General features: G+C 64.9%; 30 protein-coding genes. 15 read left to right on the top strand and 15 right to left on the bottom strand.

The genetic code is table 11. The features are described 5' to 3' along the window. The first annotated feature begins 1 nt into the window (after position 1). The 3 genes from moaE (at position 2) to VI26_RS04160 (ending at position 2,907) form a co-directional block, all read left to right on the top strand. Positions 2–460 carry a molybdopterin synthase catalytic subunit MoaE gene (gene moaE / locus VI26_RS04170; protein WP_048408486.1) on the top strand — a complete coding sequence of 153 codons (459 nt, stop codon included), beginning with the start codon at positions 2–4 and terminating at the stop codon, positions 458–460. Next, on the top strand, positions 457–1,041 hold the full coding sequence (gene mobA / locus VI26_RS04165; protein ID WP_048408485.1) for a molybdenum cofactor guanylyltransferase MobA: 585 nt from the start codon (positions 457–459) through the stop codon (positions 1,039–1,041). Before moaE ends, mobA begins: the two co-directional genes overlap by 4 nt. Positions 1,042–1,215: 174 nt before the next feature. Continuing rightward, positions 1,216–2,907: a bifunctional UDP-sugar hydrolase/5'-nucleotidase gene (locus VI26_RS04160; RefSeq protein ID WP_048408568.1), complete on the top strand. Its 1,692-nt coding sequence runs from the start codon at positions 1,216–1,218 to the stop codon at positions 2,905–2,907. Positions 2,908–2,925: 18 nt separating this feature from the next. Here the strand turns inward: VI26_RS04160 and VI26_RS04155 are convergent, their stop codons facing one another. Then, the gene (locus VI26_RS04155; protein WP_048408484.1) at positions 2,926–3,540 is read right to left on the bottom strand and encodes a 3'-5' exonuclease; all 615 of its coding nucleotides are present in this window, start codon (positions 3,538–3,540) and stop codon (positions 2,926–2,928) included. A gap of 135 nt (positions 3,541–3,675) precedes the next feature. Between VI26_RS04155 and VI26_RS04150 the strand changes: the two genes are divergently transcribed. Next, positions 3,676–4,287 carry an EAL and HDOD domain-containing protein gene (locus VI26_RS04150; protein WP_053074217.1) on the top strand — a complete coding sequence of 204 codons (612 nt, stop codon included), beginning with the start codon at positions 3,676–3,678 and terminating at the stop codon, positions 4,285–4,287. A 9-nt stretch (positions 4,288–4,296) separates the two neighbouring features. Here the strand turns inward: VI26_RS04150 and VI26_RS04145 are convergent, their stop codons facing one another. Together VI26_RS04145 and VI26_RS04140 are read right to left on the bottom strand one after the other, a co-directional pair. Continuing rightward, positions 4,297–5,097, bottom strand: coding sequence for an ABC transporter substrate-binding protein (locus tag VI26_RS04145; protein ID WP_053074216.1), 801 nt, complete (start codon positions 5,095–5,097; stop codon positions 4,297–4,299). Positions 5,098–5,334: 237 nt separating this feature from the next. Continuing rightward, positions 5,335–6,762 (bottom strand): DEAD/DEAH box helicase, encoded by a 1,428-nt coding sequence (locus tag VI26_RS04140; protein WP_048408483.1) that lies wholly within the window; start codon positions 6,760–6,762, stop codon positions 5,335–5,337. Between the two features lie 384 nt (positions 6,763–7,146). Between VI26_RS04140 and VI26_RS04135 the strand changes: the two genes are divergently transcribed. Further along, positions 7,147–7,842 (top strand): MliC family protein, encoded by a 696-nt coding sequence (locus tag VI26_RS04135; RefSeq protein WP_053074215.1) that lies wholly within the window; start codon positions 7,147–7,149, stop codon positions 7,840–7,842. A 233-nt stretch (positions 7,843–8,075) separates the two neighbouring features. Continuing rightward, positions 8,076–8,612 (top strand): YaeQ family protein, encoded by a 537-nt coding sequence (locus VI26_RS04130; RefSeq protein ID WP_048408482.1) that lies wholly within the window; start codon positions 8,076–8,078, stop codon positions 8,610–8,612. A gap of 59 nt (positions 8,613–8,671) precedes the next feature. Here the strand turns inward: VI26_RS04130 and VI26_RS24280 are convergent, their stop codons facing one another. The 4 genes from VI26_RS24280 to VI26_RS04115 are packed head-to-tail and all read right to left on the bottom strand — an operon-like array spanning position 8,672 to position 10,023. Then, positions 8,672–8,830, bottom strand: a complete 159-nt coding sequence (locus VI26_RS24280) for a hypothetical protein (protein ID WP_156183732.1) — start codon at positions 8,828–8,830, stop codon at positions 8,672–8,674. Continuing rightward, entirely contained in the window at positions 8,827–9,060 is a 234-nt protein-coding gene (locus tag VI26_RS04125; RefSeq protein ID WP_156183731.1) for a hypothetical protein, read from the bottom strand. Before VI26_RS04125 ends, VI26_RS24280 begins: the two co-directional genes overlap by 4 nt. A gap of 58 nt (positions 9,061–9,118) precedes the next feature. Continuing rightward, positions 9,119–9,727, bottom strand: a complete 609-nt coding sequence (locus VI26_RS04120; RefSeq protein WP_197081376.1) for an FMN-binding negative transcriptional regulator — start codon at positions 9,725–9,727, stop codon at positions 9,119–9,121. After that, positions 9,724–10,023 (bottom strand): antibiotic biosynthesis monooxygenase, encoded by a 300-nt coding sequence (locus VI26_RS04115; protein WP_048408479.1) that lies wholly within the window; start codon positions 10,021–10,023, stop codon positions 9,724–9,726. The genes VI26_RS04120 and VI26_RS04115 overlap by 4 nt, the downstream gene beginning before the upstream one ends. A 112-nt stretch (positions 10,024–10,135) precedes the next feature. Between VI26_RS04115 and VI26_RS04110 the strand changes: the two genes are divergently transcribed. Further along, on the top strand, positions 10,136–10,663 hold the full coding sequence (locus VI26_RS04110; RefSeq protein ID WP_053074214.1) for a GNAT family N-acetyltransferase: 528 nt from the start codon (positions 10,136–10,138) through the stop codon (positions 10,661–10,663). A 54-nt stretch (positions 10,664–10,717) separates the two neighbouring features. After that, positions 10,718–11,215: a M48 family metallopeptidase gene (locus VI26_RS04105; RefSeq protein WP_048408478.1), complete on the top strand. Its 498-nt coding sequence runs from the start codon at positions 10,718–10,720 to the stop codon at positions 11,213–11,215. A gap of 59 nt (positions 11,216–11,274) precedes the next feature. Here VI26_RS04105 and VI26_RS04100 read toward each other — a convergent pair whose 3' ends face one another. Beyond that, a complete protein-coding gene (locus tag VI26_RS04100; protein ID WP_082150874.1) occupies positions 11,275–12,273 on the bottom strand; it encodes a sulfate ABC transporter substrate-binding protein in 999 nt (332 codons plus the stop codon). A 209-nt stretch (positions 12,274–12,482) separates the two neighbouring features. Between VI26_RS04100 and VI26_RS04095 the strand changes: the two genes are divergently transcribed. From VI26_RS04095 to VI26_RS04085, 3 genes are all read left to right on the top strand, one after another. Further along, positions 12,483–13,055 carry an alpha/beta hydrolase gene (locus VI26_RS04095; protein ID WP_048408477.1) on the top strand — a complete coding sequence of 191 codons (573 nt, stop codon included), beginning with the start codon at positions 12,483–12,485 and terminating at the stop codon, positions 13,053–13,055. 267 nt (positions 13,056–13,322) lie between these two features. Then, the gene (locus VI26_RS04090; protein ID WP_053074213.1) at positions 13,323–14,279 is read left to right on the top strand and encodes a substrate-binding domain-containing protein; all 957 of its coding nucleotides are present in this window, start codon (positions 13,323–13,325) and stop codon (positions 14,277–14,279) included. 115 nt (positions 14,280–14,394) lie between these two features. Further along, positions 14,395–14,937, top strand: coding sequence for a DUF2059 domain-containing protein (locus tag VI26_RS04085; protein ID WP_048408476.1), 543 nt, complete (start codon positions 14,395–14,397; stop codon positions 14,935–14,937). Positions 14,938–15,027: 90 nt separating this feature from the next. Here the strand turns inward: VI26_RS04085 and VI26_RS04080 are convergent, their stop codons facing one another. Next, positions 15,028–15,252 carry a hypothetical protein gene (locus VI26_RS04080; protein ID WP_048408475.1) on the bottom strand — a complete coding sequence of 75 codons (225 nt, stop codon included), beginning with the start codon at positions 15,250–15,252 and terminating at the stop codon, positions 15,028–15,030. 110 nt (positions 15,253–15,362) lie between these two features. On the opposite strand from VI26_RS04080, the gene VI26_RS04075 reads away from it, so the two are divergent. The 3 genes from VI26_RS04075 (at position 15,363) to VI26_RS04065 (ending at position 17,717) form a co-directional block, all read left to right on the top strand. Beyond that, entirely contained in the window at positions 15,363–16,160 is a 798-nt protein-coding gene (locus VI26_RS04075; protein WP_053074212.1) for an ABC transporter substrate-binding protein, read from the top strand. Positions 16,161–16,234: 74 nt separating this feature from the next. After that, positions 16,235–17,104, top strand: coding sequence for an NYN domain-containing protein (locus VI26_RS04070; RefSeq protein WP_048408474.1), 870 nt, complete (start codon positions 16,235–16,237; stop codon positions 17,102–17,104). A 94-nt stretch (positions 17,105–17,198) separates the two neighbouring features. Continuing rightward, positions 17,199–17,717 carry a GNAT family N-acetyltransferase gene (locus VI26_RS04065; RefSeq protein WP_048408473.1) on the top strand — a complete coding sequence of 173 codons (519 nt, stop codon included), beginning with the start codon at positions 17,199–17,201 and terminating at the stop codon, positions 17,715–17,717. A 55-nt stretch (positions 17,718–17,772) separates the two neighbouring features. On the opposite strand, the gene VI26_RS04060 is transcribed toward VI26_RS04065, so the two are convergent. The 5 genes from VI26_RS04060 to VI26_RS04040 all read right to left on the bottom strand — a co-directional run bounded on the left by VI26_RS04060 (position 17,773) and on the right by VI26_RS04040 (position 23,625). Further along, the gene (locus VI26_RS04060) at positions 17,773–19,041 is read right to left on the bottom strand and encodes a chloride channel protein (protein ID WP_048408472.1); all 1,269 of its coding nucleotides are present in this window, start codon (positions 19,039–19,041) and stop codon (positions 17,773–17,775) included. Between the two features lie 117 nt (positions 19,042–19,158). Continuing rightward, positions 19,159–19,617: an aspartate carbamoyltransferase regulatory subunit gene (gene pyrI / locus VI26_RS04055; protein ID WP_048408471.1), complete on the bottom strand. Its 459-nt coding sequence runs from the start codon at positions 19,615–19,617 to the stop codon at positions 19,159–19,161. 21 nt (positions 19,618–19,638) lie between these two features. Next, positions 19,639–20,559, bottom strand: a complete 921-nt coding sequence (gene pyrB, locus VI26_RS04050; protein ID WP_048408470.1) for an aspartate carbamoyltransferase — start codon at positions 20,557–20,559, stop codon at positions 19,639–19,641. Between the two features lie 351 nt (positions 20,560–20,910). Next, complete coding sequence (locus VI26_RS04045) at positions 20,911–21,522, bottom strand: LysE family translocator (RefSeq protein WP_048408469.1); 612 nt, start codon at positions 21,520–21,522, stop codon at positions 20,911–20,913. Between the two features lie 27 nt (positions 21,523–21,549). Further along, complete coding sequence (locus tag VI26_RS04040) at positions 21,550–23,625, bottom strand: methyl-accepting chemotaxis protein (RefSeq protein ID WP_048408468.1); 2,076 nt, start codon at positions 23,623–23,625, stop codon at positions 21,550–21,552. A 432-nt stretch (positions 23,626–24,057) separates the two neighbouring features. Here VI26_RS04040 and VI26_RS04035 point away from each other — a divergent pair, with 432 nt between their 5' ends. After that, entirely contained in the window at positions 24,058–25,272 is a 1,215-nt protein-coding gene (locus VI26_RS04035) for an HD-GYP domain-containing protein (RefSeq protein WP_048408467.1), read from the top strand. 162 nt (positions 25,273–25,434) lie between these two features. Here the strand turns inward: VI26_RS04035 and VI26_RS04030 are convergent, their stop codons facing one another. Continuing rightward, positions 25,435–26,160, bottom strand: coding sequence for a 16S rRNA (uracil(1498)-N(3))-methyltransferase (locus tag VI26_RS04030; protein WP_048408560.1), 726 nt, complete (start codon positions 26,158–26,160; stop codon positions 25,435–25,437). Between the last annotated feature and the right edge of the window lie 11 nt (positions 26,161–26,171).

Below are 26,171 nucleotides of genomic sequence, written 5' to 3'. Positions count from 1 at the left end.
CATGGAGCCGTTCACGGTGCGGGTGCAGCCGCAACGCTTCAACGCCGGCGTCGAGATCGACGCCCTGTCCGGCAATCCGGCCTGCGGCGCGGTGGTCAGCTTCAGCGGCCTGGTGCGCGATTACGGCGACAGCCGCGATGTGACCGCGCTGGAGCTGGAGCATTATCCGGGCATGACCGAGAAGGCGCTGGCCGCCATCGTGGAAGAAGCGCGCCGGCGCTGGCCGCTGCAGGCGGCCACATTGATACACCGCATCGGCCGGCTGGCGTTGGGCGAGCCCATCGTGTTGGTGGTGGTGGCCAGCAGCCACCGCCGCGACGCCTTCGCCGCCGCCGAATTCCTGATGGACTACCTGAAGCAGGACGCGCCGTTCTGGAAGAAGGAAATCCTGGTTGACGGCAGCGAGCGCTGGGTGGAAGCCAAGCACAGCGACGCCCAGGCGGCGGAACGCTGGCAATGAGCCATCAGGCGCTGATCCTGGCCGGCGGCCGCGCCACGCGCATGGGCGGCGCCGACAAGGGCCTGGTGGCGCTGTCGGGCCGGCCGCTGCTGGCGCACGCCTTGTCCGCCTTGTCCGCGCAGCTGCCGGCGCCGGCGCGGGTGTGGATCTCTGCCAACCGCAATCTGGAGGTGTACGCCGGCTTCGGCTGTCCGCTGCTGCCGGATAGCCTGCCGGACTACCCGGGACCGTTGGCCGGAGTGCTGGCGGCCTTGGAGCGCGACGACGGCGCGGTCTGGCTGGTGATGCCCTGCGACGCGGTGCGGCTGCCGGCCGATTTCTCGCGCCGCTTGCTGGCGGCGCTGGCTGATGGCCGCCAGGCGGCCAGCGCGCGCGACCGCGACGGCTGGCATCCCAGCCTGCTGGCGCTGGCGCCCGGTCTCAGCGTCGGACTGGCCGCCTACCTGGCCGGCGGCGGCCGCTCCATCCGCGGCTGGCTGGCCGGTCTGGATCATGTCGAAGTCGAGTTCGATTACGCCTTTCCCAATCTCAACACTCCCGACGCGCTGGCGGCGTTGCAGGCGCAGCCGCGCGCCGATTGAGGGCGGTGAGTCAGTTTGCTTCGTATCACGAAAGTTTTAATTCTTTGTCATTTTTGTTTGCTATAGTGCGCGCGATCGGAACGCCGCCCGATGTCCATGGCAGTGGGCGCGGCGTCTCCTCCATCGCTGGCGGCCGGCGGGTCGCGGCGGCATACAAGACTAAGGATGGGTTTCGTGAAACTGAAGACTGCAAGCTTGTGCCTGGCCTTGAGCCTGGCGCTGTTCGGTTGTTCCTCCGGCTCCGGCGGCTGGGCGCCCGGCGACCAGAATTCCGGCGTGTCGCGGCAACCGGTGGCGGTGAAGATGATCGCCTTCAACGATTTCCACGGCAATCTGGAAATGCCCGGCCAATTGACGGTGCCGGACCCGGCCAACCCGGGCAAGACCATCAAGGTCAACGCCGGCGGCGTCGATTATCTGGCGGCCTGGGTGCAGGCGTTGCGCGCCAAGTCGCCCAATAGCGTGGTGGTGTCGGCTGGCGACCTGATCGGCGCCAGCCCGCTGGTGTCTGGCCTGTTTCACGACGAACCCACCATCGAGGCGATGAACCTGCTGGGCCTGGACCTCAACGCCGTCGGCAACCACGAGTTCGACGACGGCCAGCAGGAACTGCTGCGCATGCAGAACGGCGGCTGCAAGGCCGACGCGCCCACCACCTCCTGCCAGAACGGCAAGTTCGTTGGCGCCAAATTCAAATTCCTGGCCGCCAACGTCAAAAAAAGCGATGGCGGCACGCTGCTGCCGGCTTACGAGATCAAGAAGTTCGGCGGCATCCCGGTGGCCTTCATCGGCATGACGCTGAAGGGCACGCCGGAGATCGTGTCGCCGGACGGCATCAAGGGCTTGAGCTTCCAGGATGAGGCGGCCACGGTGAACCAGCTGATCCCGCAGCTGAAACGGCAGGGCGTTTCAGCCGTGGTGGTGGTGGTGCACGAGGGCGGCTACCAGAGCGGCGGCTTCAATGATTGCAACGGCGTGTCCGGCGCGATTGTCGACATCGTCAAGAAGCTGGACAAGGCGGTGAAGCTGGTGGTCACCGGCCACACCCACCAGGCTTACAACTGCGTGATCGACGGTCGCCAGGTGACCAGCGCCAAGAACTACGGCCAGTTGTTCACCGAGATCGACTTCGTGCTGGACCCGGCCACCCGCGACATCAAGCCCGGTACGATACAGGCGCAGAACCGGGTGGTGAGCCAGGACATCGCGCCGCTGGCCTCGGTCAGCAATCTGATCAAGCTGTACAAGGACCTGGTGGCGCCGGTGGCCAACCGCGTGGTGGGCCAGGCGGCGGGCACCTTGGATCGTAGCGCGTCGCCGGCCGGCGAAACCGCGCTGGGCGATGTGGTGGCCGACGCGCAACTGGCGGCCGGCGCCGCCCAGGGCGCGGTGGTGGCCTTCATGAATCCGGGCGGCGTGCGCGCCGACATCATTCCCGGCGCCGGCGGCAACGTTACCTACAATCAACTGTTCACCACCCAGCCCTTCGGCAATGTGATGACCACGCTGACCTTGACCGGCGCGCAGATAGACCAATTGCTGGAACAGCAGTGGAGCGATCCGACCCGGGCCAAGATCCTGCAAGTGTCCCAGGGTTTCAGCTATAGCTGGAGCCAGTCGGCGCCGGCGGGCAGCAAGGTGGATATCGGCAGCATCAAGATCAACGGCATCGCCATCGATCCGCAGCAAAGCTACCGGGTGCAGGTCAACAACTTCATCGCCGGCGGCGGCGATGGCTTCACCGTGTTGACCCAGGGCAGCAACCGGGTTGGCGGCAAGGTGGACGTGGATGTGCTGGAGAGCTATTTCGCCAGCGCGTCGCCGGTGGCGGTGCCGGCGCTGAACCGCATTACGCGGCTGCCCTGATGTTTGTTCCGGCGCGGCTTAGCCGCCGCGCCGCAAACCGCCGCGGGCGTCCAGCTCGCGGTATACCCGCAGCGCCACCCAGGCGTCGTTGCCGGCATAGGCCTGCTGCGCCGGGCTCAAGGGCAGCTTGGACCAGTTGGTGGTGGACAGCTTCTTGGATTTGCGGAAGTACTGGCCGAATAGCCGCGCCACCGCCTGTACCGCGCCGACGGTGATGCGCGCATCGTCGCTGGGAAAGTGGTCCACCAGGTCCAGCACCCGGCCGCAGCGGATGCCCAGCCGCTGTTGTAGCAGTGCCTGGTCCGAACTCAGCTCAAAGCCCACCAATAGCCGCTTGGGGTCTTCCAGCAGGGTTTTCAGTTCCGACGCGCACTGGCCGTCCTGTATCGGGAACAGCCAAGCGCCGTCGTCGCTGGCTAGCTGGATCAGGTGCGGACCGGTGGGTTTCTCGCCCTTGTGGAAAGTCGGGCGCGATTCGGTGTCGAAACCCAGCACCGCGCAGCCGGCCAGCACCTGCAGTGCGGCGGCGGCCTGCTCCGGCGTTTCCGCCAGCCGCACTTGTTCCGGCGTCAGGCCGGCGAACAGTGGCAGGGTCTTGATTTCCTCGCGCGGAATTTGTCGGGTTGGCAACATGGCGGCTCTCTTGACCGGGGTAATCTGCAACCTTACCGCATTTAACGGCGATGGTCAGGCATAAGCTGTCATATTCTTTCAGCGCGTCGGCAGGAGATGCCCAACAGCGGCGGCAATATCCTGTAATATCGACGCATGCCCGATTCCTTCCGTTATCTCGGCCGCCAGGCCATCGTCGACCGTCAGCAGCAACTGGTGGCCTATGAGCTATTGTTCCGCTCCAGTCCGGCCAATTTCGCCCTGGTGCGCGACGATCTGCTGGCCAGCGCCGAGGTGTTGCGCAACGCTTTCGGCGAATTGGGCAATGTGGACGTGTTGGGGCAGTTTCCCGGCTTCATCAATGCCAGCGCCGATTTGCTGCAAGACCGTATCCTGGATCAATTGCCGGCGGAACGGCTGGTGCTGGAAATCCTGGAAACCGTGACGGTCACCGACGAGTTGCTGCTGCGCATGGCGCAATTGCGCGCCCGTGGTTTCCGCCTGGCGTTGGACGATGTGGTCCACCTGGGGGCCGATCAGATGGCGATGCTGCCGCTGGTGGACATCGTCAAGGTGGACGTGGCGGCGGTGGACGCCGCGCACTTGCCAGTGTTGAAGGCGCAGCTGGACGGTTTCGGCGGCATCCTGTTGGCGGAAAAGGTGGACAGCCACGTGCAGTTCGAGCGTTGCTGCGAGCTGGGTTTCGACTGGTTCCAGGGTTATTTTCATAGCCGCCCGGTGGTGCTCAGCAGCGCCGATCTCGGGTAAGCGGCGCGTTCAGGGCATCCGGATCGGCCGGTGATAAGCCAAGCTGGCGGCGCGGGTGTCCGCCACCAGGCGTTCAAACTCGCCGCTGTCCTGCAGCGCCTTCAGGCCGCGATTGAAACGCTCCACCAGCTCCGGGCCCTGGCGATGCTTGCGCCAGATCACCACATGCAGCGGCGCCACCCAGAACGATTTGCTTTGCGGTTCCAATTGCTGCGCCAGCCGCGGCGGGAAGTTGCGGGCGATCAGGTATTGGCCCACTTCCTGGTCGATGGGAAACAGGTCGATGCGTCCGGCCAGCAGCTTGCGCAGATTGGTGACGTCGTCCGGCGCCACGTCCGGAATCAGCCGGCCGGCGGCCACTTGCTGGTTGAATTCGTCGGAGTAGAAATTCCCTACGGTGACGCCCACCCTGGCATTGCGCAGATTGGACAGGTCGCTCCAGGGAAAGCTGGCGTTGCGGCGCTGAAAGAACACCATGCGCGCATGCAGCACCGGCTGGGTGAACAATAAATCCTGCTTGCGCTCCGGCGTCGGCGCCCAGCCGAAGCTGCCGTCCACGGTGCCGTTGCGCGCCGATTGCAGCGTGCGGTTATTGGGATAGTAGCGGAAGGTCACGTCGACATTGGCGCGGGCGAACGCCTCTTTCACCAAGCGCGACAAAATGCCGTCGTACGGCAGTTCCTTGCCCATATAGGGTGGCCACTCCTGGTTGGACAGGATGACTTTCAGACGTGGCGCGGCCTGCGGCTGAGCTGCCGCCAGCAGGACTACAGCCAGGCTGCCCAGCAGCCAGCTGCGAAGTCTCATCATTCCCCGAATCCTTGCTCGATCTGTGCGCGCTGTATGCGTGCCGCCCGCGTGAAGCGCGGCGCGGGCAGCTTCCGCTCGATATTGTTTGTTGCTGAATCGTAGGCAGGTTTGCCGTCCGCCGTAAAGCGCTTCCAGCGCCGCGGGGCCGGCGAGGGCGCGGACAAGCCGCGGCGGAGGGAGGGACGTGGATGGCCGCGGCGGCGGCCGCGCCCTGTGGGTGCGGCGCCGCGCGCGGTTTTAGCGGCCTTTAGGCGGGCTGAACAGCGCCGAGCTCGGACGCGAGGCGGCGGGCTTGCCGCGCTGGCCCTGGCCTTGCTGCGCGCGCTGGCCGGTTTGGCCGCCTGTTGTGTTTTTGGCCTGTCCCTGACCTTGTCCCTGGCGCGGCTTGGACGCCGGCGCGCGGTGGCCATGGCCGGTGGGCTTGCTGTCCGGCTGGTGGCGCGGTTTGCCGCCGCCGCCCTGGCGTTGCGGCTGGCCGCGGCGATTGCCGCCGCCCATCGGGATGGGCTCTGGCTTCACCGACAAGTCCGCCTCGAAGCCCGGCACGCTGAAGCGCTCGATCGACTGCTTGGTGAGCTTCTCGATGTCTTTCAGGAAGTTGAATTCGTCGACGCACACCAGGGACACCGCCTCGCCCTTGCTGCCGGCGCGGCCGGTGCGGCCGATGCGGTGCACATAGTCTTCCGGCACATTGGGCAGTTCGAAGTTGACCACTTGCGGCAATTGGTCGATGTCCAGGCCGCGCGCGGCGATATCGGTGGCCACCAGTACTTGCAATTCTCCGCTCTTGAAGTCAGCCAAGGCGCGGGTACGTGCGTTCTGGCTCTTGTTGCCGTGAATCGCGGCGGCGGGAATGCCGCTCTTGTCCAGTTTTTCCGCCAGGCGATTGGCGCCGTGCTTGGTGCGGGTGAACACCAGCGCCTGGAACCAGTTGTGCTCCTTGATCAGGTGCATCAGCAGTTCGGTCTTGCGGTCGCGGTCCACCAGGTGGACTTTCTGGTTCACCAGTTCGTTGGTGGTGTTGCGGCGCGCCACTTCCACCAGCTTGGGATTGTCCAGCAGGCGATCGGCCAGGCCCTTGATCTCGTCGGAGAAGGTGGCGGAGAACAGCAGGTTCTGGCGCTTGGCCGGCAGCAGCGCCAGCACTTTGCGGATATCGTGGATGAAGCCCATGTCCAGCATGCGGTCGGCTTCGTCCAGCACCAGGATCTCAACGCCGGACAGATCGATATTGCGTTGGCCGGCGTGGTCCAGCAGGCGGCCGGGAGTGGCCACCAGGATGTCCAGCGGTTTGCGCAGCGCACGGGTCTGCGGATTGATGTTGACGCCGCCGAACATCACCATGGATTTGAGCGGCAGGTGTTTGCCGTAGGTCTGCACCGATTCTTCCACCTGGGCTGCCAGCTCGCGAGTGGGCGTCAGCACCAGCGCGCGCGGGCGGCCCGGCTGGGTGGCCGGCTTGCCCATCAGCAGATGCAGCAGCGGCAGGGTGAAGCCGGCGGTCTTGCCGGTGCCGGTCTGGGCCGCGGCCAGCAGGTCGCCGCCTTGCAGCACTTGCGGAATGGCCTGCGCCTGGATCGGGGTGGGGGTGGTGTAGCCGGTTTCGCTGACGGCGCGCAACAACGGTTCAGCCAGACCGAGGTCGGCAAAGGTGAGTGTGGACATGTTTGCTCCTGCGACGGCCTATCGCAGTATGTGCGAACCAATCCAGGCTGACGGGAAAAAGTTAGGGGTATGCGGTGGGCGCTTCCGGATGAAGCGCGCGCGGCGCGCAAAGATTGGAATTTTGCGCGCGGGAGGCCGGAGTGTACCGGCAAATGGCCGTTTTGGGAACTTGTCGCCGCATTGTCATATCCATTCCAGCGGAATCACGCGCCGCTCCGGGATACGGCGGCGGCGCTTATTATTAATAAATGCGCATGAGCGAACTGGTATCATGTTGGCTTCGCGCCGGTGCGGCACTATGTGCCTGGCCGGCGCCGGCGGATGCCTGTTTGGATGTGGCCACCCGGAGTCGGGTGGCGATAACGCAGTTCAGAGGAAATCGGTATGCCTGGATCCGCCCATAGGCTGATCGGCTTGATCATATTGTGTCCGGCGCTGGCGCTGGCCGCCGGCAGGAACGACCACGGTCGCGGCGACGGCGGACATGGCCGCGTGGCCGACGGCGGCAAACCGGCCGAGGAAGCGACCGAGGCCGGCGCGCCGGTGGCCACCGATTTCAACTGCGACAAGCCGGGCAATCCGGTGGAAGCCATGGTGTGCCAGGACGACAGCCTGACCCGTCAGGATAATAGGCTGGAGAAGGTCTACGCCCAGGCGCTGGAGCTGGCGCAGCAGGGGCGGCCGGGCGCCGAGGCCAAACTGATCGCCGAGCAGCGCCGCTGGGTGAAAAGCCTGAAGGACTGCGTCAAGACCGAGGACATGCATATGTGCCTGGGCGACGTCTACATCATGCGCATCACCCAGCTGCAGGCGGCCTGGGGCCTGGCGCCGGCGCTGACGCCGCTGCGCTATGTCTGCAAGGGCAATGCCACCCGCACCGTGTTGGCAACGTTCTACCGCACCCATCCGCCCACGGTGAAACTGGAATACAACGGTTCCACCGCCATTCTGCACCAGGGCCTGAGCGGCAGCGGCGCGCGCTATGCGGCGCCGGGCCTGGAGTTGTGGATCAAGGGGCGCGAGGCCAGCATCACCTGGCGCGGCGAGCCCTTGGATTGCTCCAGCCAGCCATCGCCCTGAGAGCCTGTTCAAAGTCTCGCGAGCAAGGGCGAGACAAGGCGAAAACGAGCGAAAAAGCGGAATGTACAAGTGGTACATGAGCATTTTGAGCTCGTTTTTAACGCCGTATCGCTGAAGCGCAGCAGACTTTGAACAGGTTCTGAGACAGCGCGGCGCCGGCCATCCGCGATGATTGCGCGCAAAAGCCGGCTGACCCGTACAATAGCTTCTTTTTTCGCAAAGCCGGTTTCCGCATGGCCCTGTCCGCCACCATTTACAAAGCCAATCTCGCCGTGTCCGACATGGATCGCGGCTATTACGCCAGTCATCAGCTGACGCTGGCCCAGCACCCGTCCGAAACCGTGGAGCGCATGATGCTGCGCCTGGCCGCCTTCGCGCTCAACGCCAGCGAATCCCTGCAGTTCAGCCGCGGCCTGAGCGCCGACGACGAGCCCGAGTTGTGGCAGAAGAGTTACGCCGAAGACATCGAGCTGTGGGTGGAACTGGGCGAGCCGGATGAGAAACGGCTGAAAAAGGCCTGCAGCCGCGCCGATAAAGTGGTGTTGTACAGCTATGGCGGCCGCGCCAGCGAAGTATGGTGGCCGCAGCTGGAGAACAAGCTGGCGCGCCTGGACAAGCTCAGCGTGTTCCGCGTCGAACCGGCCACGCTGGCTGAGTTGGTCGCCATTTGCCAGCGCAGCATGCAGCTGAGCGCCACCATCCAGGACGGCCAACTCTGGCTGGCCGACGAAACCAGCAATGTGCTGGTGGAGCCGCTGCGCCTCAAATAAGACGCGCAGCGCCTGTGCAAGGCCGTATCGTCGACGCGTAGCAGATCGTAAACAGGTTCTCAGCCGCACAGCCAGGCGCGCAAGCGCGTCAGCCAGCCGGCTTGCGCCGCGCGCGGCAAGCGCGCCTTGCGCTTGAGCCAGGGCATGCGCTGATGGCGGGCCTGGGCATGGGCGCTCAATACACGGTGGTGGCGCAGGGTGTGGACACAGCGGCTCATCGTTGCGCGCTCACTTGCCGCCACCAGGCACGCAAGGAGGCGCGCCAGCCGCGCGCGGCTGTCTCGCGCTCTTCGTGCGGGAAGCGGGCGTTGAGAATATAGCGGCGCAGCGCCAGCGGCGCCGCGTCTTCATCCGGCAGATAGTCGGGGATGCCGCGCGCTGGCTGCGCGCGGATGGCGGATTTGCGGGTGCTCATCGGCAAGGTCTCGCGGCAAAAGGACATTCGCATGCTAGGCCTCGACGTGTAAAAAGCGGCTAAAGAATCCGCCGCCGCGGATAAAAAGGCGCTAGTCGCGCCGCGCGGCGCGCATTGCGCGCGCCAAGGCGCCGTCATCGCCCCCGATGCGTTCCAGCGCCGCGACCACGCCGTCCTGGTCCGCCGCGCTGCGGTTCTGGCTCAGTTTTTCCTTGAGATCCCAGCGTTCCACCCGCAGCCGGAAACCGACGATGGCGCGCTGCATCGCCTGGATGGCCGCGCTTTCGCTTGGCAGCCGCCAGCCGGATTCGCCTTCGAACCGGCGCACCTGCAGTTCCAGCTGCCGCAGCAGGGCCGTGCCTTCCATTTCTTCCACCACGCCGTGAGCATGCGCGACCCGGTAGTTCCAGGTGGGCACCTGGGCGCCGCCGGCGGCGTACCAGGCCGGCGACACATAGCCATGTTCCCCGTGAAACAATGCGACGCTGCGGCCGCGCAGCAGCGCCTGGCTGTGCGGGTTGGCGCGCGCCAGGTGGCCGAGCAGGCAGTCCGGCTGTTCGGGATCGGCCAGCAGCAGCAAGTGGCTGATCCACGGCTCGCCGTTGGTCTGCGGGGTGATCAGGGTGGCGAAGGGATGGGCGGCCAATAGTTCCGGCAGCGCGGCCAGGCGGCCCGAGAATGCGTCAGGCGTATACATCATGGCGTGGGCTCCCATTCATAACTGCGTTCGATGCGCGCCACTTCCACCCGGTACTGCCGATACCAGCGCTCGCGTCCCAGCTGCTGCGCCAACACGTGATCGGCGTGCGCCTTCCAGGCGCGGATGCTGTCGGTGTCCGGCCAGTAGGACAGCGCGATCTCCTGACCGTCCTCGCTGGCGGAGACAAAGGCGAGACAGCCGAAACGCTCCAGCGCCAGTTGGCGCATTTGCTGCGCCACGGCGAAGTATTCGGCATCCAGTTGCCGCGTGGCGGCGCGGAAAATCACGACATGCATACAAGACCTTCCTGGAGTAAGGTGAGGGAATCGGCATTGTCTCGATTGCCGGCGGCCGTGACCAGAGCCAGTCGGGCCGTTGGCGTGGAACCACCGTGACAGGGGAGTGAACATGACCAAGAGGCTGTTGTTGCGCGCGGCCGATGCTCGTGATGTCGAGCGGATCGCCGCTCTGCATGTCGCCAGCTGGCAGCAGCATTATCGCGGCATCCTGCCGGATGAATACCTGGACCAGCGCGCCTGGGACGAACGCCTGACGCTGTGGCGCCAGCGCTTCGCCGCGGCGTCGCCGCCGTGGGTGCGGCTGGCCTTGTGGTACGGCGAGTCGGTGGGTTTCGTCTGTCTACTGCCGGACGAGGCGCCGGAACGCGGCGTTTACCTGGACAATCTGCATGTGCTGCCGGGGCAGCAGGGGCGCGGCGTGGGGCGGGCGCTGATGGCCGCCGCCGCCGCGGAGGCGCTGCGCGTCGCGCCGGGCAGGCCGTTGTATCTGTGGGTGTACCAGGCGAATCACGCCGCCTGCGGTTTTTACCGCTCGCTGGGAGGCGTGGCGTCGACGCCGCGCGAGGTGGACACCGCGGCCGGCAGCCGCGCGCAGGCGCTCAGCTATCAGTGGGATGATCCGTCCCGCTTGTTGTAGCGCCGGTTTGCGCCGCCGCAACACCTGGCCGCCGCATCGTTTTACAATGGCGCGATGCCGACTCTCAATTATTTGCAGCACTACCCCGCCGCCTTGCTCGGTCAGGTGCAGGCGCTGCTGGACTCCGGCCAGCTGGGCGCCTGGCTGGCGCGCAGGTATCCGGACCCCCATGAGGTGCAGACCGACAAGGCGCTGTACCAGTACGTGTCCGAGCTCAAGCAGCGCTATCTGAAAAACGCGGCCTTGCCGGCCAAGGTGATGTATGACAACCAGCAGCACCCGGTCAAGGGCACGCTGGGCACCAATACCTTTGTGTCGCGGGTGCAGGGCGGCAAGCTGAAGACCAAGAACGAAATCCGCGTCGCCGCCTTGTTCCGCGACGCGCCGCTGCCGTTCTTGCGCATGATCGTGGTGCATGAGCTGGCTCATCTGAAGGAGAAGGACCACAACAAGGCCTTCTACCAACTGTGCTGCCATATGGAGCCGGACTATCACCAGCTGGAATTCGATATGCGGGTATGGCTGACCTGGCGCGAAAGCCAGGCGGCCTGATCCGCGGTTCCCGCAAGCACAACAGCCCGGCGTTGCCGGGCTGTTCGCATTGAGGGGCGCTATTTCTTGGCGATTAGCTGATCGAACACGCCGCCGTCGGCGAAGTGCTTGCGCTGGGCGCCGCGCCAGTCGCCGAAAGTGTCTTTCAGCGTGAACAGCTTGACCTTGGGGAACTGGCCGGCGTATTGCGCGGCGATCTTGGCGTCGCGCGGGCGGTAGTAGTTCTGCGCCGCGATGGTCTGGCCCTGCGGGGTGTACAGGAACTTCAGATAAGCCTCGGCCAGCTTGCGATTGCCCTTCTTGTCGGCCACCTTGTCCACCACCGCCACCGGCGGCTCGGCCAGGATGGACAGCGAGGGGGTGACGATGTCGAATTTGTCCGGTCCCAACTCCTTCACCGCCAGCACCGCTTCGTTTTCCCAGGCCAGCAGCACGTCGCCCAGTCCGCGCTGGGCGAAGGTCAGCGTCGCGCCGCGCGCGCCGGTGTCCAACACCGGCACATGCTTGTACAGCTCGCCTACATAGGCGCGGGCCTTGGCCTCGTTGCCGCCGGGCTGTTTCAGCGCGTAGCCCCAGGCCGCCAGGTAGTTCCAGCGCGCGCCGCCGGAGGTCTTGGGATTGGGCGTGATCACCTGGATGCCGGGCTTGATCAGATCGCCCCAGTCGCGGATGCCCTTGGGATTGCCCTTGCGCACCAGGAACACGATGGTGGAGGTGTAGGGCGAGCTGTTGTCCGGCAACCGGCTTTGCCAGTTCTTGGGCAGCAGGCCTTGGTCCGCCAGCACGTCGATGTCGTAGGCCAGCGCCAGTGTCGCGACATCGGCTTCCAGGCCGTGCTGGATCGCCAGCGATTGCTTGCCGGAGCCGCCGTGCGATTGCTTGATGGCGACGTCGCCGCCCTGTTTCTTCGATTGCTCGGCGAAGGCCTTGTTGATGTCCTGATACAGCTCGCGAGTGGGGTCGTAGGAGACATTGAGCAGCTCGGCGGCCAGCAATGGCGCGGCGGCGCTCAGCAAGGATAGGGACAGCAGGGCGTGACGAAGGGTGAGGCGAGGCATGGTGGTTTCCCGGGAAAGCGAACGATGCTTGCATCTAATCAGAAATGTTTTAGCGCCAGAAGTGATTGTTTTTCATCTTTAAATTCCAAATAAATCTATATGAAATAGGTCTTTTTATAGATATACGGAATAAACATTTTGTTCGATATCATTTCCAGAAATATCAAAGCCGGCCTACAGTGCGAACTCAACCTTTGAGGAGCTGAGCGATGGAACCTTCGCTGGCCGATTTCGACTTGATCATTCAGCCCGGCTGGCGCAACTCCGGCCCACGGCACTGGCAAAGCCATTGGCAGCGGCGTCTGGGCGCTACGCGGGTGGAGACCGGCGATTGGGACGCGCCGCAGCTGGAGGATTGGCTGCAAGGCCTCGATCGGGCGCTGGCGCTGGCCCGCAAGCCGGTCATCGTCATCGCCCACAGCCTGGGCTGCGTGGCGGTGGCGCATTACGCGCAGCGTCAGCCACAGCGGATTGCCGGCGCCTTGCTGGTGGCGCCGGCGGACGTGGAACGCCCCTTCGTGCCGCGCGAGCTGATGGGCTTCGCGCCGACGCCGCGCCAGCCCTTGCCGTTTCCGGCCAGAATGGTGGCGAGCAGCAATGACCCGTTCTGCAAGACGCCGCGCGCGGCGCGGCTGGCCGGCTACTGGCGCACGCCCATCGCCTGGCTGCGCCAGGCTGGTCACATCAATGTGGAGTCCGGCCACTGCCAGTGGGAAGAAGGCTGGCTGCAGCTGGAGTTGCTGGCGCAGCGGGTGAGGGCCAGCCTGAGCCAGGCGGCCTGAGAACCTGTCTACGATCTGCTGCGCGTCGGCGGGATGGATAGAAATGGGCGTTGAAACCAAGCTCAGTGCTCATGTACCACGTGTACATTCCGCTTTCTCCGCCGCAACGCCTTGTCCCGCCCTAGCTCGCGAGACTTTGAACAGGCGCTGAGTAGCTGTTTGCGATCTGCCGCCCGCGAGACGTCGAGCGGGCGTTGTGCGCGCTTTCGCAGCGGGAGCGGCGTGGTCTAAACTGGGGTGACACGCATTCAAGCATCCCGGGTGGCCATGAAACCGAGCCGATTCCTTGCCTGTTGCTGGCCGCTGCTGGCCGGGGCCGCCAGCGCCGCGCCGCCGCCGAGCCGCATCGGCATCTCCGTGGGGGCGCTGGACAACCCCTTTTATCAGATCGTCGCGCGCGGCGCCTTGCAGGAGGCGCGCGCGCTCAATCCTCAGGCCCAGATCACCACGCTGTCCGCCAATTTCAGCCTGGAGCGGCAGCGGGAACAGGTGCGGCAACTGCTGCGCCTGCGCGTGGAGCTGATCCTGTTGGTGGCCGCGGACAGCAAGGCGGTGGCGCCGTTGGTGCGCGAGGCGCAGCAGGCCGGGGTGCGGGTGGTGGCGGTGGATGTGGACGCCGTCGGCGCCGATGGCACGGTCAAATCGGACAATGTCCAGGCCGGCGTGCTGGCCTGCCGCTATCTGGCGGAGCGAATGCATGGCGAGGGTAATTTCGTGATCCAGAACGGCCCGCCGGTATCCTCGGTCTGGGACCGGGTGGCGGGCTGCCGCCGCAGCCTGGCCGCGTTTCCCAAGATCCATCTGCTCAGCCATCAGGAGAGCGGGCTGGCGTCCAGCTGGGGCGGCAAGCGGCTGATGGCGCAGCTGCTGTTGCGCTACCAGGCGATCAACGGCGTGTTCGCCAGCAACGACCGCCAGGCGTTGGGCGCGGAACAGGCGGCGCGCGCCGCCGGGCGCAAGGAAGTGATGATAGCCGGCGTGGACGGCTCGCCGGACATCGAGAAAGCGCTGCGCGGCGATAGCCAGATCGTGGCCTCCTCCAGCCAGGCGCCTTACGCCATGGGGGTGGAGGCGGTGAAGCTGGGCCGCCAGCTGCTGGCCAATCCCAAGCTCAAGCCGCGCACGGTGACGGTGCCGGTGCAGCTGATCACCCGCGACAATATCGGCGCTTATCAAGGCTGGCAGGGGCCGCAGTCGTCGGCTTCCGCGGCAGCCGGGCGCTAGCCGCGCGACGCCACGGCTTTTTTGACCTGCGGCGGCGGCGGTGTCACACTGCCGGTGTTTCCGCGTCGGCAGCGCCGGCGCCAGCTGTTTCCAACTCAAAGCCAAAGGATTCCACATGTTCGCATCACGCCCGCTCAAAGCCGGCCTGGCCGCCCTGGCGCTGACCTTGCCGCTGCTGGCGCACGCCGACGCCGCTCAGGACGCCGCCGTCAAAGAGTTGTCCGCCACGCTGAACCTGAACAATATGCTGCCGGAACTGGCGCAGCGCACCACCGCCAGCGCGATGCCGCTGCTGCAGGAATACTTCGTCAAGAACAAGATCAAGCTGAGCGAAGCCCAGCAGAAGAAAGCGCAGGAAGGCTTCAAGACCTACGGCGAGAACGTGCACAAGCTGGCCAGTGATTACTTTGGCTCCAGCGCGGCCAAGCAGCAGTTCGAGCAGACCGTGGCCAAGGCCTACAGCGCCCAGTTCAGCGCCGACGAACTCAAGCAGATCAACGCCTTCTACAAGACCGCCGCCGGTCAGAAGCTGCTGAAGCAGCAGCCGCAGATCATCAACACCATCGCCGGCGACACGCTGAAGGCCGCCGAACCGGTGTTGCTGCCGAAGATGCGCGCCGCGGCGGAAAGTTTCGGCAAGAACATCGCCAAGAAATGATCAAGCCACGCTTCATCGCACAAGCCGCCCGTTGAGGCGGCTTTTTTATTGCCGCATCGCGCCAGCTTGGTGCCGATGCACCAGAATGGGTCAGTTCAGCATCAGGCTGAGGCGGCGCGCGGTGTCCACCGCGGCCTCGGCCTGGCAGGCTTCGTCCTGCCATACCCAGACGTTGTGGGTGGGGTCCAGCGCCTCTATCAGCCATAGCCGGCCGCCGCTGCCCAGCGCCACCTGGCGCGCGCGCACCGGTCGGCGATAGTTGAACATCACCACTTCGCTGGTGGCGGCGGCGGTGTTGCGCGAAAATAGTTTCATGGCGGCCTCGCGGCGGGAACGATGGACGCTGGTGTCAGCGCAAGACTCGTGCCAACGCCGGGCGGCGCAGCGGCTATAAAGTGTTTATCGACACGGGATATGTCATTCAAATGATTCGATGCGGCTTACTGCTGTGCTGGGCCGGCTTGGCGCTGGGTGCCTCCGTCCCGCCGCGCCAGGTCGTGGTGCTGACCGATAACGGTTATCCGCCGTATTCCTACGAGGCGGATGGACGCGCGGTGGGCGTTTACAACGAGGTGTTGCGCGCGGCGTCGCAGCGCATGGAAGGCTATCGCATCGAGTTGCGGCCGGTGCCGTGGAAGCGTGGCCTGGTCGAGCTGGAAGCCGGCCGCGCCATGGCGTTGTCGCCACCGTATTATCGGCCGGAGCGCGAGTACATGAGTTATTCGGCGCCGTTCTGGCAGGAGCAGGTGGTGGTGTATTGCCGGGCGGAAGTGATGCGCACGCCTCGACAGCACTGGCCGGCGGATTTCCTTGGTCTGCGCTTTGGCAACAATACCGGCTTCCGGCCCGGCGGCAAGGCGTTCTGGCAAGCGGTGCAGCGCGGCGAGATCCAGCTGGACGAGGCGCCGGACACGCGGGGCAATCTGTTGAAGCTGATCAACGGGCGCATGGATTGTTATTTGAACGACAAGCTGTCCATCCACTATATGCTGGACCGCTTGCAGCGGCGCGGCGCGATCAGCGCCAGTCAGCGCGGCGAACTGGTGGAGGCGGTCAGCCTGAACGGCGAGCAGGCCTATATCGGCTTCAGCAAGCGCGGATCCCAGCGCTACCCGTATCAGGACGATTTCATCCAGCAACTCAACGCCGTGCTGGAACGGATGAAACGGGAAGGACGGATTGCCGCCATCGTCGAGCAGGTCTTGCATGGCGGACTGCCCTAGCGGCGTCGTTTGCCGGTTTTGACAGCGGCGAGCGCCGGTTTTAGCATGGTTCGGTCGCATTACGGAAATCAAGCATGGAAAACCGCAAACTGGCGGTATTGATAGACGCCGACAACGCACAGTCGGCGCTGATTGCCGAACTGCTGGCCGAAGTGGCCAAGTACGGCACCGCCGTGGTCAAGCGCGCCTACGGTGATTGGACCACCAGCCAATTGAAGGGCTGGAAGGAAGTGCTGCATCAATACGCGATTTCGCCGATTCAGCAATTCGCCTACACCAAGGGCAAGAATTCCACCGACTCCGCCTTGATCATCGACGCGATGGATCTGCTCTACACCGGCAATTTCGATGGTTTCTGCCTGGTGTCCTCCGACAGTGATTTCACCCGTCTGGCCACCCGGCTGCGCGAGTCCGGCCTGATGGTGATAGGCCTGGGCGAGCAGTCCAAGACGCCACGGCCCTTCATCGCCGCCTGCGACAAATTCGTGTTCACCGAGATTCTGCGGCCGGAGCCGGCGGCCAAGAGCGCGGGCGACAGGCCCAAGACGCGCAGCACCCGCAGCCGCGCCAAGCCGCAGCCGGAGAAGGAGAAGGAGCGCCACCCGCTGCAGGACATGTTCACCAATGCGATCGAGGCGGTGGCGCGCGACAGCGGCTGGGCCGAGTTATCGGTGGTGGGCACCTACCTGGCCAAGAACGACCCCTCGTTCGACCCGCGTGTTTATGGTCATTCCCGGCTGTCGCAAATGGTGAAGAAGCTGGATTTCCTGACGGTGCAGGAAAGCCGCAACGGCTCCAAGCTGCATTGTGAAATCCGGCTCAAGCAGGACGGCGAACCGGCGCCCGCCGCCGCCGTGTCCGCGCCGCCCGAGCCCGAAGCGACACCGGAAGCGCCGGTGCGCAAGAAGCGCAGCCCGCGTAAAAAGCCGGCGGCGGCCGCCTGACACGGCTGCTGGTACACTGTTTGCATTCCAAGGGTCAGCGCCGGCGCATGCGCCCGCGATCCGTACAACAAGCCATATTCGCAAGGGACAGAACATGATTATCCGCGACGCCACGCTGGAAGACCTGGCGGCGATTCTCGACATCTACAACGAGGTCATCGCCACCACCACCGCCATCTACAACGACGATCCGCTGTCCGCCGGCGAATTCGCCGTGTGGTTCCAGGACCGCACCGCCGCCGGCTACCCGGTGCTGCTGGCCGAAGAGAGCGGCAAGATCCTGGGCTTTTCCAGCTTTGGCGATTTCCGCGTCAAGCCGGGCTACCGCTTCACCGTGGAACACAGCGTGCACCTGTCGGCCGATGCCCGCGGCAAGGGCATAGGCACCGCCTTGGTGCAGGCCTTGTTCCCGCGCGCCAAGGCCTTGGGCAAGCACACCATGGTGGGCGCGGTGGACGCCGCCAACGAGGGCTCGATCCGCTTCCATGAAAAATTGGGTTTCCAGCAAGTGGGCATGCTGCCGCAGGTGGGATTCAAGTTCGGCCGCTGGCTGGACCTGGTGTTTCTGCAGCGTTTCATCGACGGCGCCAGCGAGGGCCCGGCGACGCCATGAGCCGGTTCACGGTCACGCGAGGCGGCCTTGCGAGGCGCCGCGGATCGTAACCGCTTTAACGACCGTCGTACAGCGCCCGGCCGCCCAGCAAGCGGCGGCTGAGGCGCGCAGCCAGCCAGGAGGCCAACAGCAAGGGCGCGGCCAGGCCGAAGCTGGCGGTCATCTCCAGCATCATGACCACGGCCAGCCACGGCGCTTGCGCGGTGGCAGCCAAAAATGCCGCCATGCCGGTGACGATGACGCCGGCCAGCGGCGCCGCGCCGGGCCACAGCGCGTTCAGCGATAGGCCGATCAAGGCGCCTCCGGCGGCGCCGACAAACAGCATGGGCGTGAAGATTCCGCCCACGGCGCCGGAGCCGCTGGTGGCCGCGGTGGCCAGCAGCTTGCAAAGCAGCAGGGCCAGCAAGGTCTGCCACAGCGGCGCGGCGGTCAGCAGCGCGGACACCGTGCTATAGCCGTTGCCCCACATTTCCGGCCAGAACCAGGCCAGGCTTCCCACGATCAATCCCCCCAGCGCCATGCGCGTCGGCAAGGTCAGGCCGATGGCGGCGAAGGCGCGCCGCGCGGCGTTCATCGCTTGCAGAAACCACGGCGCGAGCAGGCCCAGCGCGCAGGCCACCAGACAATAGGCCAGCAGGGCCGTCGTTGTCAGCGCCGGTAGCGGCGGAACGTGGTAGATCGCCGGCAGCTTGAACCAGGCGCCGGAGGCCAGGCTGGCGACGGCGGAGGCGACGATCAGCGGCGGCAGGCCGCGCCAGCGCCGGCGCGGCCGTACCACTTGGCAGACGAACAAGACGCCGGCCAAGGGGGCATGGTAGGCCGCAGACCAGCCGGCGGCGATGCCGCAAGCCACCAGTAGGCGGCGGCGCGGCAGTGAGAGGCGCGGCCGCCGCGCCAGCAGCGAGCCGCCCAGCGCGGCCAGTGACACCATGGCGCCCTCGCGGCCGATGGAGCCGCCGGAGGCGACGGTGCACAGCGAGGACAGGCATTTGATCAGCACGGTGCGCAGGCCCAGGCGGCCGTCGCCGACGCGCACCGCTTCCAGGTAGTCGCCGCCGGCCGAGCCGCGCGCCAGCCGCAGGCCGTGTTGCAATACCAAGCCGGCCAGCAGGCCGCCGACGGCGGGCAGGGCGGCGCGTTGCCAGGCGGGCAGTTGGCGGGCGATGCCGACCAGGCTGCCGCTCATGCCGGTGAGCAGGTGTTCCAGCGCGTTCAGCGCCAGGTGGAAGCCGGATACGGCGGCGGCGCCCAACAGGCCGATGAGCACGGCGGCGGGCAGGTCGGGGAGGTGGAGCTGGCGAAGCAAGGCGGCCGGGCGGGGCATCGGGTCGTCCAGTGCGGAAATGAGAAGCGCCGCAGATGACTGCGGCGCTTGCTCGTGCTTTTTACCACTGTCGAATGCAGTGTTTTCTTGATATTTCTCTATTCACCCTTGTACGACTTAGCGCACCTCTGCAACGATATCCCTACTGAACACCTTTTCGCAATACTTGCATTTCATTTTTGTGTCGCGCGCCTGGGGTTTGACATAGAAAAAGCTGGTCACCGGCTCATTATGCGAAATGCAGTTGGAGTTGGGGCAGGAGAAGATGCCTTCGATGGTGTCCGGCAGCGCCAGCTTGTGTTTCTTCACCACTTCGAAATTGTCGATCACGTTGACGGTGGCCTGCGGCGCGAACAGCGCCAGCTCGTTGGCCTGCTCCTCCGACAGCGCGATGTTCTCCACCTTGATGATGTCCTTGGCGCCCATGTGGCGGCTGGACAGGTTCAGCCCCACGGTGACGCGCTCGCCGGTTTCGCTGAGCTTGAACAGGCGCAGGATGGTCAGGCCCTGGCCGGCCGGGATGTGGTCGATGACGGTGCCTTGCTTCAGCGCTTCTACGGTGCGGGTGTATTGCATGATGGTTTTCCTTTTCCTGAATCAGACGGTCTCGTTCAACACCAGCGACAGCAGCGCCTGGCGCGCGTAGACCCCGTTCTTGGCCTGTTCGAAGTAATAAGCGTGCGGCGTGGCGTCCACGCTGGTTTCGATCTCGTCCACGCGCGGCAGCGGGTGCAGTATCTTCATATTGGTGCGGGCGCTGTGCAGCATGTCGGCGCGCAGCACGAACTTGCCCTGGATCTTCTTGAATTCGGCCTCGTCGAAGCGTTCGCGCTGCACCCGGGTCATGTACAGCACGTCCACTTGCGGAATCACATCGTCCAGGCTGCCGACCACGGTGTACTGGATGCCTTTTTCGTCCAGTTCCTCGCAGATGTAGTCCGGCATCGCCAGCTGTTCCGGCGCGACGAAGTAGAAGCGCGCGCCGAACAGCGACAGCGCCTGGGTCAGCGAGTGCACGGTACGGCCGTACTTGAGGTCGCCGACGAAGGCCACGGTCAGGTTTTCCAGCGTGCCCTGGGTTTCGCGGATGGTGAACAGGTCCAGCAGGGTTTGGGTCGGGTGCTGGTTGGAGCCGTCGCCGCCGTTGATGATGGGCACGGCGGAGAACTCGCTGGCCAGCCGCGCCGCGCCCTCCTTGGGATGGCGCATCACCACCGCGTCGGTGTAGGACGCGATGATCTTGATCGAGTCGGCCAGGGTTTCGCCCTTCTTGGCGCTGGTGTTGCCGCCGTCGGCGAAGCCGATGACGCTGCCGCCCAGCCGTTGCACCGCGGTCTCGAAGGACAGCCGGGTACGGGTGGACGGTTCGAAGAAACAGCTGCCCACCAGCTTGTCCTTCAGCAGATCGTTGCGCGGCTGCTGCTTCAGCTTGCCGGCCGTGGCCACCACCAGCTCCAGTTCCTCGCGGCTGAAGTCCGGTATGGAAATGATGTGTTTGCGGTAGAGGGGGTTGGCCATGGTCGCGTCCTTTCAATAGTGGCTTTATGAGTCGCGGATAAAAAAAAAGCCCCTGGGATCAGGAGCTTGTTTTCATACTGCGCTGGGGTTCGGGAACGGCAAGGCCTCGAGCCAACGCCAAGTCGCCGCCGTGGCGGGCGGTGCGTCGTGCGGGAAGAGCTGCTGCGTGGGTCATTGCCTGCGGTCCGAACAAAATTGCGGGATTGTAATCCCAATTCCGGCGCGGCGGTAAGACCCGTGTCGCATTTATCGAAATTGATGGCAGAAAAGGGACACTTCCCGTGTCGGGAAGTGCCTTGAGCGCGCTTGTCACACTGTATCTTCGACGCGCGGCAGATCGTAAACGGGTTCTCAGCGCAGCGCGTATTTGATTCCCAGCCCCAGAAAACAGATGCCCAACAGGCGGTTCAGAAGCAGACGGCCGCCAGGGGCGAACGCGCGGCGGCGCAGATGGCCGGCCAGCCACACCAGCAGCGCCAGGTAGAGCATATTGATCAGGCAGAACACCACGGCCAGCTGAGCGAAACCGGCGGCGCCGGCGTGGCCGGCGTCCAGGAACTGCGGAAAGAAGGCCATGAAGAACAGAATGGCCTTGGGATTGGCCAGGGTGATCAATAGCGAGCGGCGGAAACAGGCGCCGGCGCCGCGCTGCGCTGGCGCGGCCGCCGTGGCGCTGTCGCCACGGGCCAGCAGCAGCTTAGCGCCCAGCCAGGCCAGGTACAGCGCGCCGGCGTAGCGCAGCAGTTCGAACCAGCCGGGGTGGGCGGCCAGCAAGGCCGCCACGCCGCCGCCGGCCAGCGCGATCAGGATCAGATCGCCGGCCAGCAGCCCGGCCTGGGCCGCGTAGCCGGCGCGCAAGCCGCCGCCGCTCAGCGCGCCGAGTATCGACAGCGTGCCGGCTCCCGGCGTCACCACTAGCAGCAGCGAGGCGGCGACGAATGGCCACCAGTCGATTGCCGTCATCAGGGTCGTCCTTTCATGGCCCGGGGTTCAAGTGCGGAAATCGCCCACCAGCGCTTCCAGCCGCGCCGACAATTCGCGCAGATGGCTGACCGAGGACGCCACCTGGCGCACCACTTCGCTATTGCTCTGCGCCATGCTGCTGATGCGCTCCACGTTCTGGGCGATTTCCAGGCTGGCGGCGGATTGCTCGCGGGTGGAGGCGGCGATGTCGACGATGCTGCCCACCAGGCCGTGGCTGCGGTCCAGCACGGTCTGCATCGCCTGGTTGGCGTCCTCGGCGATAGCGACGCTATTGCCCACCAGCTGGGTGCTCTTCTGCACATCGCTGACCGCGTCGCGGGTTTCCTGGCCGATGGCGTTGACGATGCGGCTGATTTCCACCGTGGCCTCGGCGGTGCGGCCGGCCAGATTGCGCACCTCGTCCGCCACCACCGCGAAGCCGCGGCCCAGCTCGCCGGCGCGCGCCGCTTCTATCGCCGCGTTCAGCGCCAACAGATTGGTCTGGTCGGCGATGTCCTTGATCACGTTGACGATGGTGCTGACCTCGGCCGAACGCGCGCCCAGGCCGTTCACCCGCTCCGCCAGCGCCTGCATATTGCTGGTCATGCGCTGGATCTCGGCGGTGACCTGATTGACGGTGGCGACGCTGCGCTCGGTCAGCGCGCCGGTTTCGCGAGCGGTGTCCTCGGCCTGCTGCGAGGTGTTGGCGATGTGCTGCACGCTGACGGTGACTTGTTCCACGCCGGCGGCGGTGGCGCTGGCGGCGTCCGACTGTGAGGCGGAGGCGCTTTCCACCTGCCGCGCCGATTCCTGCAGCGAGACCGCCGCCGCGGTGACCGCCTGGCTTTGCTCGCGCACGTCGACGAACATATCGCGCAGGCTGGCGATGAAGCGATTGAAGGCGTCGGCGGTGCGGCCGATTTCGTCGCGGTTGCGGATGGGGATGCGTATCGTCAGGTCGCCCTTGCCGGAAGCCAGCTGCTCCATGGTGGCGGCCAGGTGGTTCAGCGGCCGGGTCAGCGCGCGCACCACGCCGGCCAGCACCAGCAGGATCAGCGCCAGCGCCACCACGCCTATCAACACCGCGGTCAGGCTTTGCCGGCGCGCGTCGGCGGTGATGGCGGCGGTGGGAATGCTGACGCCCAAGGTCCAGAACTGGCCGGTATTGGCCACTTTGACCGAGTGGAAGAAATGAGTGAAGCCACCGGCCTCGTAGACGAAGTCCTCGCCCTGTTTGATCTTGGCCAGATAGGGCGCCAGCGGGCCGTCCTTGGCCGCGGGCTTGCCCAGCTGCGCCGGATCGGGATTGACCACATAGAGGCCGCCTTCGGACAGCATGCTGACGTAGCCGGTTTCATACAGCCGGATCTGGCCGAACTTCTTCTGCAGATCGTCCAGCGCGATATCGGTGGCGGACACGCCCAGCATCTTGCCGGCGGCATCCTTCATCACCACCGCCAGCGAGCTCTCCAGAATCTTGCGGTTCTGCACCTCGTAGGGGTAGGGCTCGGTGATGGTGTCGCGGCCGCGCTGCTTGGGCACGTAATAGAAATCACCCCAGCCCGGTTTTTCGTAGTCCGGCTGGTAGCTGTCCGGGTGTTCCTTGAATTTGGGAAACTCCTTGACCCGGTCCGCCGACATCATCACGTCCATCTGCGCCTTGCCCTTGTCGTTCTTGGTGACATAGGGCTGATAGCGGCCGGTGGGATCGTGGCGCGGCCAATCCAGGCGGAAGGCGTTGTCGTTGCCGTCGAAGGCATTGGGCTCCCACAGCATCCACAGGCCCACGGATTGCGGCGCATTGTCCAGCAGCTGCTGGATCATATTATCGGCGAGCTTCCGGTCCGGGTGCGCGACGCGCTGTATGCCCTGCACCGCGTCGGCGAGGTGGCGCGGGATGGTGAAATTGCGCGCGAAATCGCTTTCCGCGTCCTTGGCGTAGCTGCTGGCTTGCTCCGAGGCCAGCTTATAGCCCTGGTCCACCGCCGAGTTGTAACTCTGCCAGGCGATCAGGCCGATCATGACGGCGAAGCCGACGGCAATGGCGGCCGCGGCCACCACGATGATGCGGGTGCTCAGATGGCCCCAATTCTGTTTTTCCATGCTTCTTCCCCAAAGCCTTTGCGAAACCTGTTATCTGGCGCGCTGCCACGGCGACGCTCGAGCGGAGGCGAGGCCCGGCGTCTTGCCCTTATTTATAGACATTAAAGCCATTGACCCCGGGCGGTCCATGCCGACGCGCTAAAAGCCGGCCTTGTCCGCGCCGGCGCGTGGAAGCCGCGCCACAACCGGCGGCGCGGCAATATTTACAGCCGCGTGACAGCCGGTGCCGGACTGCGCTATTTAGCTGGCTTTGCGGCCGAATCGCGCTCAATGCGCCCGGCCGCGCGTTTATCTTTATTTGCGAACCGGCTGACGGATCAACTTGCAAATGGCGGTGGCCGGGCTGATTCTGAAAGAGACGCCCCGCGCTGGCGGGTTGATCGAACGGCGGAGACATGGCCGCGCGCTGGCGCGGCAGGAAAAGAGCACAGAATGATCAAGTGCATAGAGGTGGCCGATCTCAAGGTGGGGATGTATATCCATGACTTGAATTGCGACTGGATGTCGCACCCGTTCCTGCTCAAGCGTTTCTTGATCAAGAACGAGGAGGAGATCCACAAGATCGCCGATTCCGGCATTCACGAGGTGTATATCGATACCCGCAAGGGTCTGGATCTGCCTTCCGCGCCCACCGCCACCGAGGTGAAAAAGCAGCTGGAAGAGCAGATCCGCGAATTCGGCAGCCATAAAAGCATACTGGAACGGCAGGTGGAGGCCGGCGCCGAGTTTGGCCGCGCGCAAATGATACATAGCGAGGCCAACCTGATCATCCAGGGCATTCTCAAGGATGTGCGGCTGGGCAAGCAGGTGGAGCTGGAAATGGTGGAGCCGTCGGTGTCCAAGATGACCTCGTCCATCCTGCGCAACGGCGGAGCGTTGCTGTCGCTGTGCCGGATCAAGGACAAGGACAATTACACCTTCCAGCATTCGGTCAGCGTGGGCGCGCTGATGGTCAGCTTCTGCAATGCGATGGGGATGAGCAAGGAAGTGATACACCATGCCGGCATCGGCGGCATGTTGCACGATATCGGCAAGATGAAGATACCGGACCGCATCCTCAACAAGCCGGGCAAATTGACCGAACAGGAATTCGCGGTGATGAAATGCCATGTGGTGGAGAGCAAGCAGATCCTGCTGCAAACCACCGGCATTTCAGAAACCGCGGTGCTGGTGGCCGCGCAGCATCACGAGCGCCACGACGGCAGCGGCTATCCGGCCGGACTCAAGGGCGAGGAAATCTCGCAGCTGGGGCAGATGGCGGCCATCGTCGATGTCTATGACGCGCTGACCTCGGATCGCTGCTACCACAAGGGCATGGCGCCCACCGACGCGCTGCGCAAGATCTACGAGTGGTCCAAATTCCATTTCAACCCGCAGCTGGTGCAGGCCTTCATGCGCAGCATAGGCATTTACCCGGTGGGCACCCTGGTGCGGCTGGAGAGCGGCCGCCTGGGCGTGGTGGTGGAGCAGAACGAGAGCAATCTGATCTCGCCCAAGGTGAAGGTGTTCTTCAGCACCAAGAGCAATGTCTATATCCCGCCGGAACTGGTGGACCTGGGGCGCGGCATGGGCTTCGGCGGCGGCGATCGCATCGTCAAGCACGAGTCGCCGGACAAGTGGAAGATCGATCCGCTGCGCTTTCTATAAGAACCTGTTCAAAGTCTGCTGCGCTTCGTGAAACGTCGCACGGTGAGTACGAGCTCAAAATGCTCATGTACCACGTGTACATTCCGCTTTTTCGCTTGTTTTCGCCTTGTCTCGCTCTTGCTCGCGAGATCGTGAACAGGCTCTAAGCGCAAGCGGTTCAGCCTAGCGGTAATCCCCCCACACCGTCTGCATCGCCGCTACCGCCGCCAGCGCCGCGGTTTCGGTGCGCAGGATGCGCGGCCCCAGCTTCAGCGGCGTCCAGCCGGCATCCAGCGCCGCGGCCTCCTCGCGCGCGGAGTAGCCACCCTCCGGGCCGGCCATCAGCCAGGCGCGCGCCGGCGCGGCGGCGATGTCGGCCAGGCGCTGAGTGCCGACCGGCGACAGGATCAGCCGTGCATCGGCGTCCGGCAGCCGTTTCAGCCATTGCTCCAGCGATAGAATCGGCAATACTTGAGGAATGCTGTTGCGGCCGCATTGCTCGCAGGCGGAAACCACGATCTCCTGCCAGCGCGCCACGCGCTTGTCGGCGCGCTCGCCGGAGAGCTTGACGATGGAACGTTCCGCGGCGATGGGCTGAAACGCGGACACGCCCATTTCCACGCCTTTTTGCAGTGTGAACTCCATCTTGTCGCCGCCGGAAATGGCTTGAGCCAGACCCATCCAGATCGGTGTTTCACGTGAAACATCGTCAAAGCCTTCGATGCGGCAATGGGCATCGCGCTTCAGCACCGCGTCCAGCATGGCCGAGTACTCGCCGCCACGGCCGTTGAACAGGGTGATGGCGTCGCCGGCATTGAGCCGCAGCACCTGCACATGGCGCACTACCGTGTCCGGCAGGGCCAGTGTTTGGCCGACGCTAAGGTCGGCGTCAATGTAAAACCTGGGCATCACGTATTGAA

It is taken from the genome of Chromobacterium sp. LK1, from assembly GCF_001043555.1.
Lineage (GTDB): Bacteria > Pseudomonadota > Gammaproteobacteria > Burkholderiales > Chromobacteriaceae > Chromobacterium > Chromobacterium aquaticum.
Note: the sequence above shows the minus strand (reverse complement) of the source record. Positions and strands in the feature narration are given on the sequence as shown.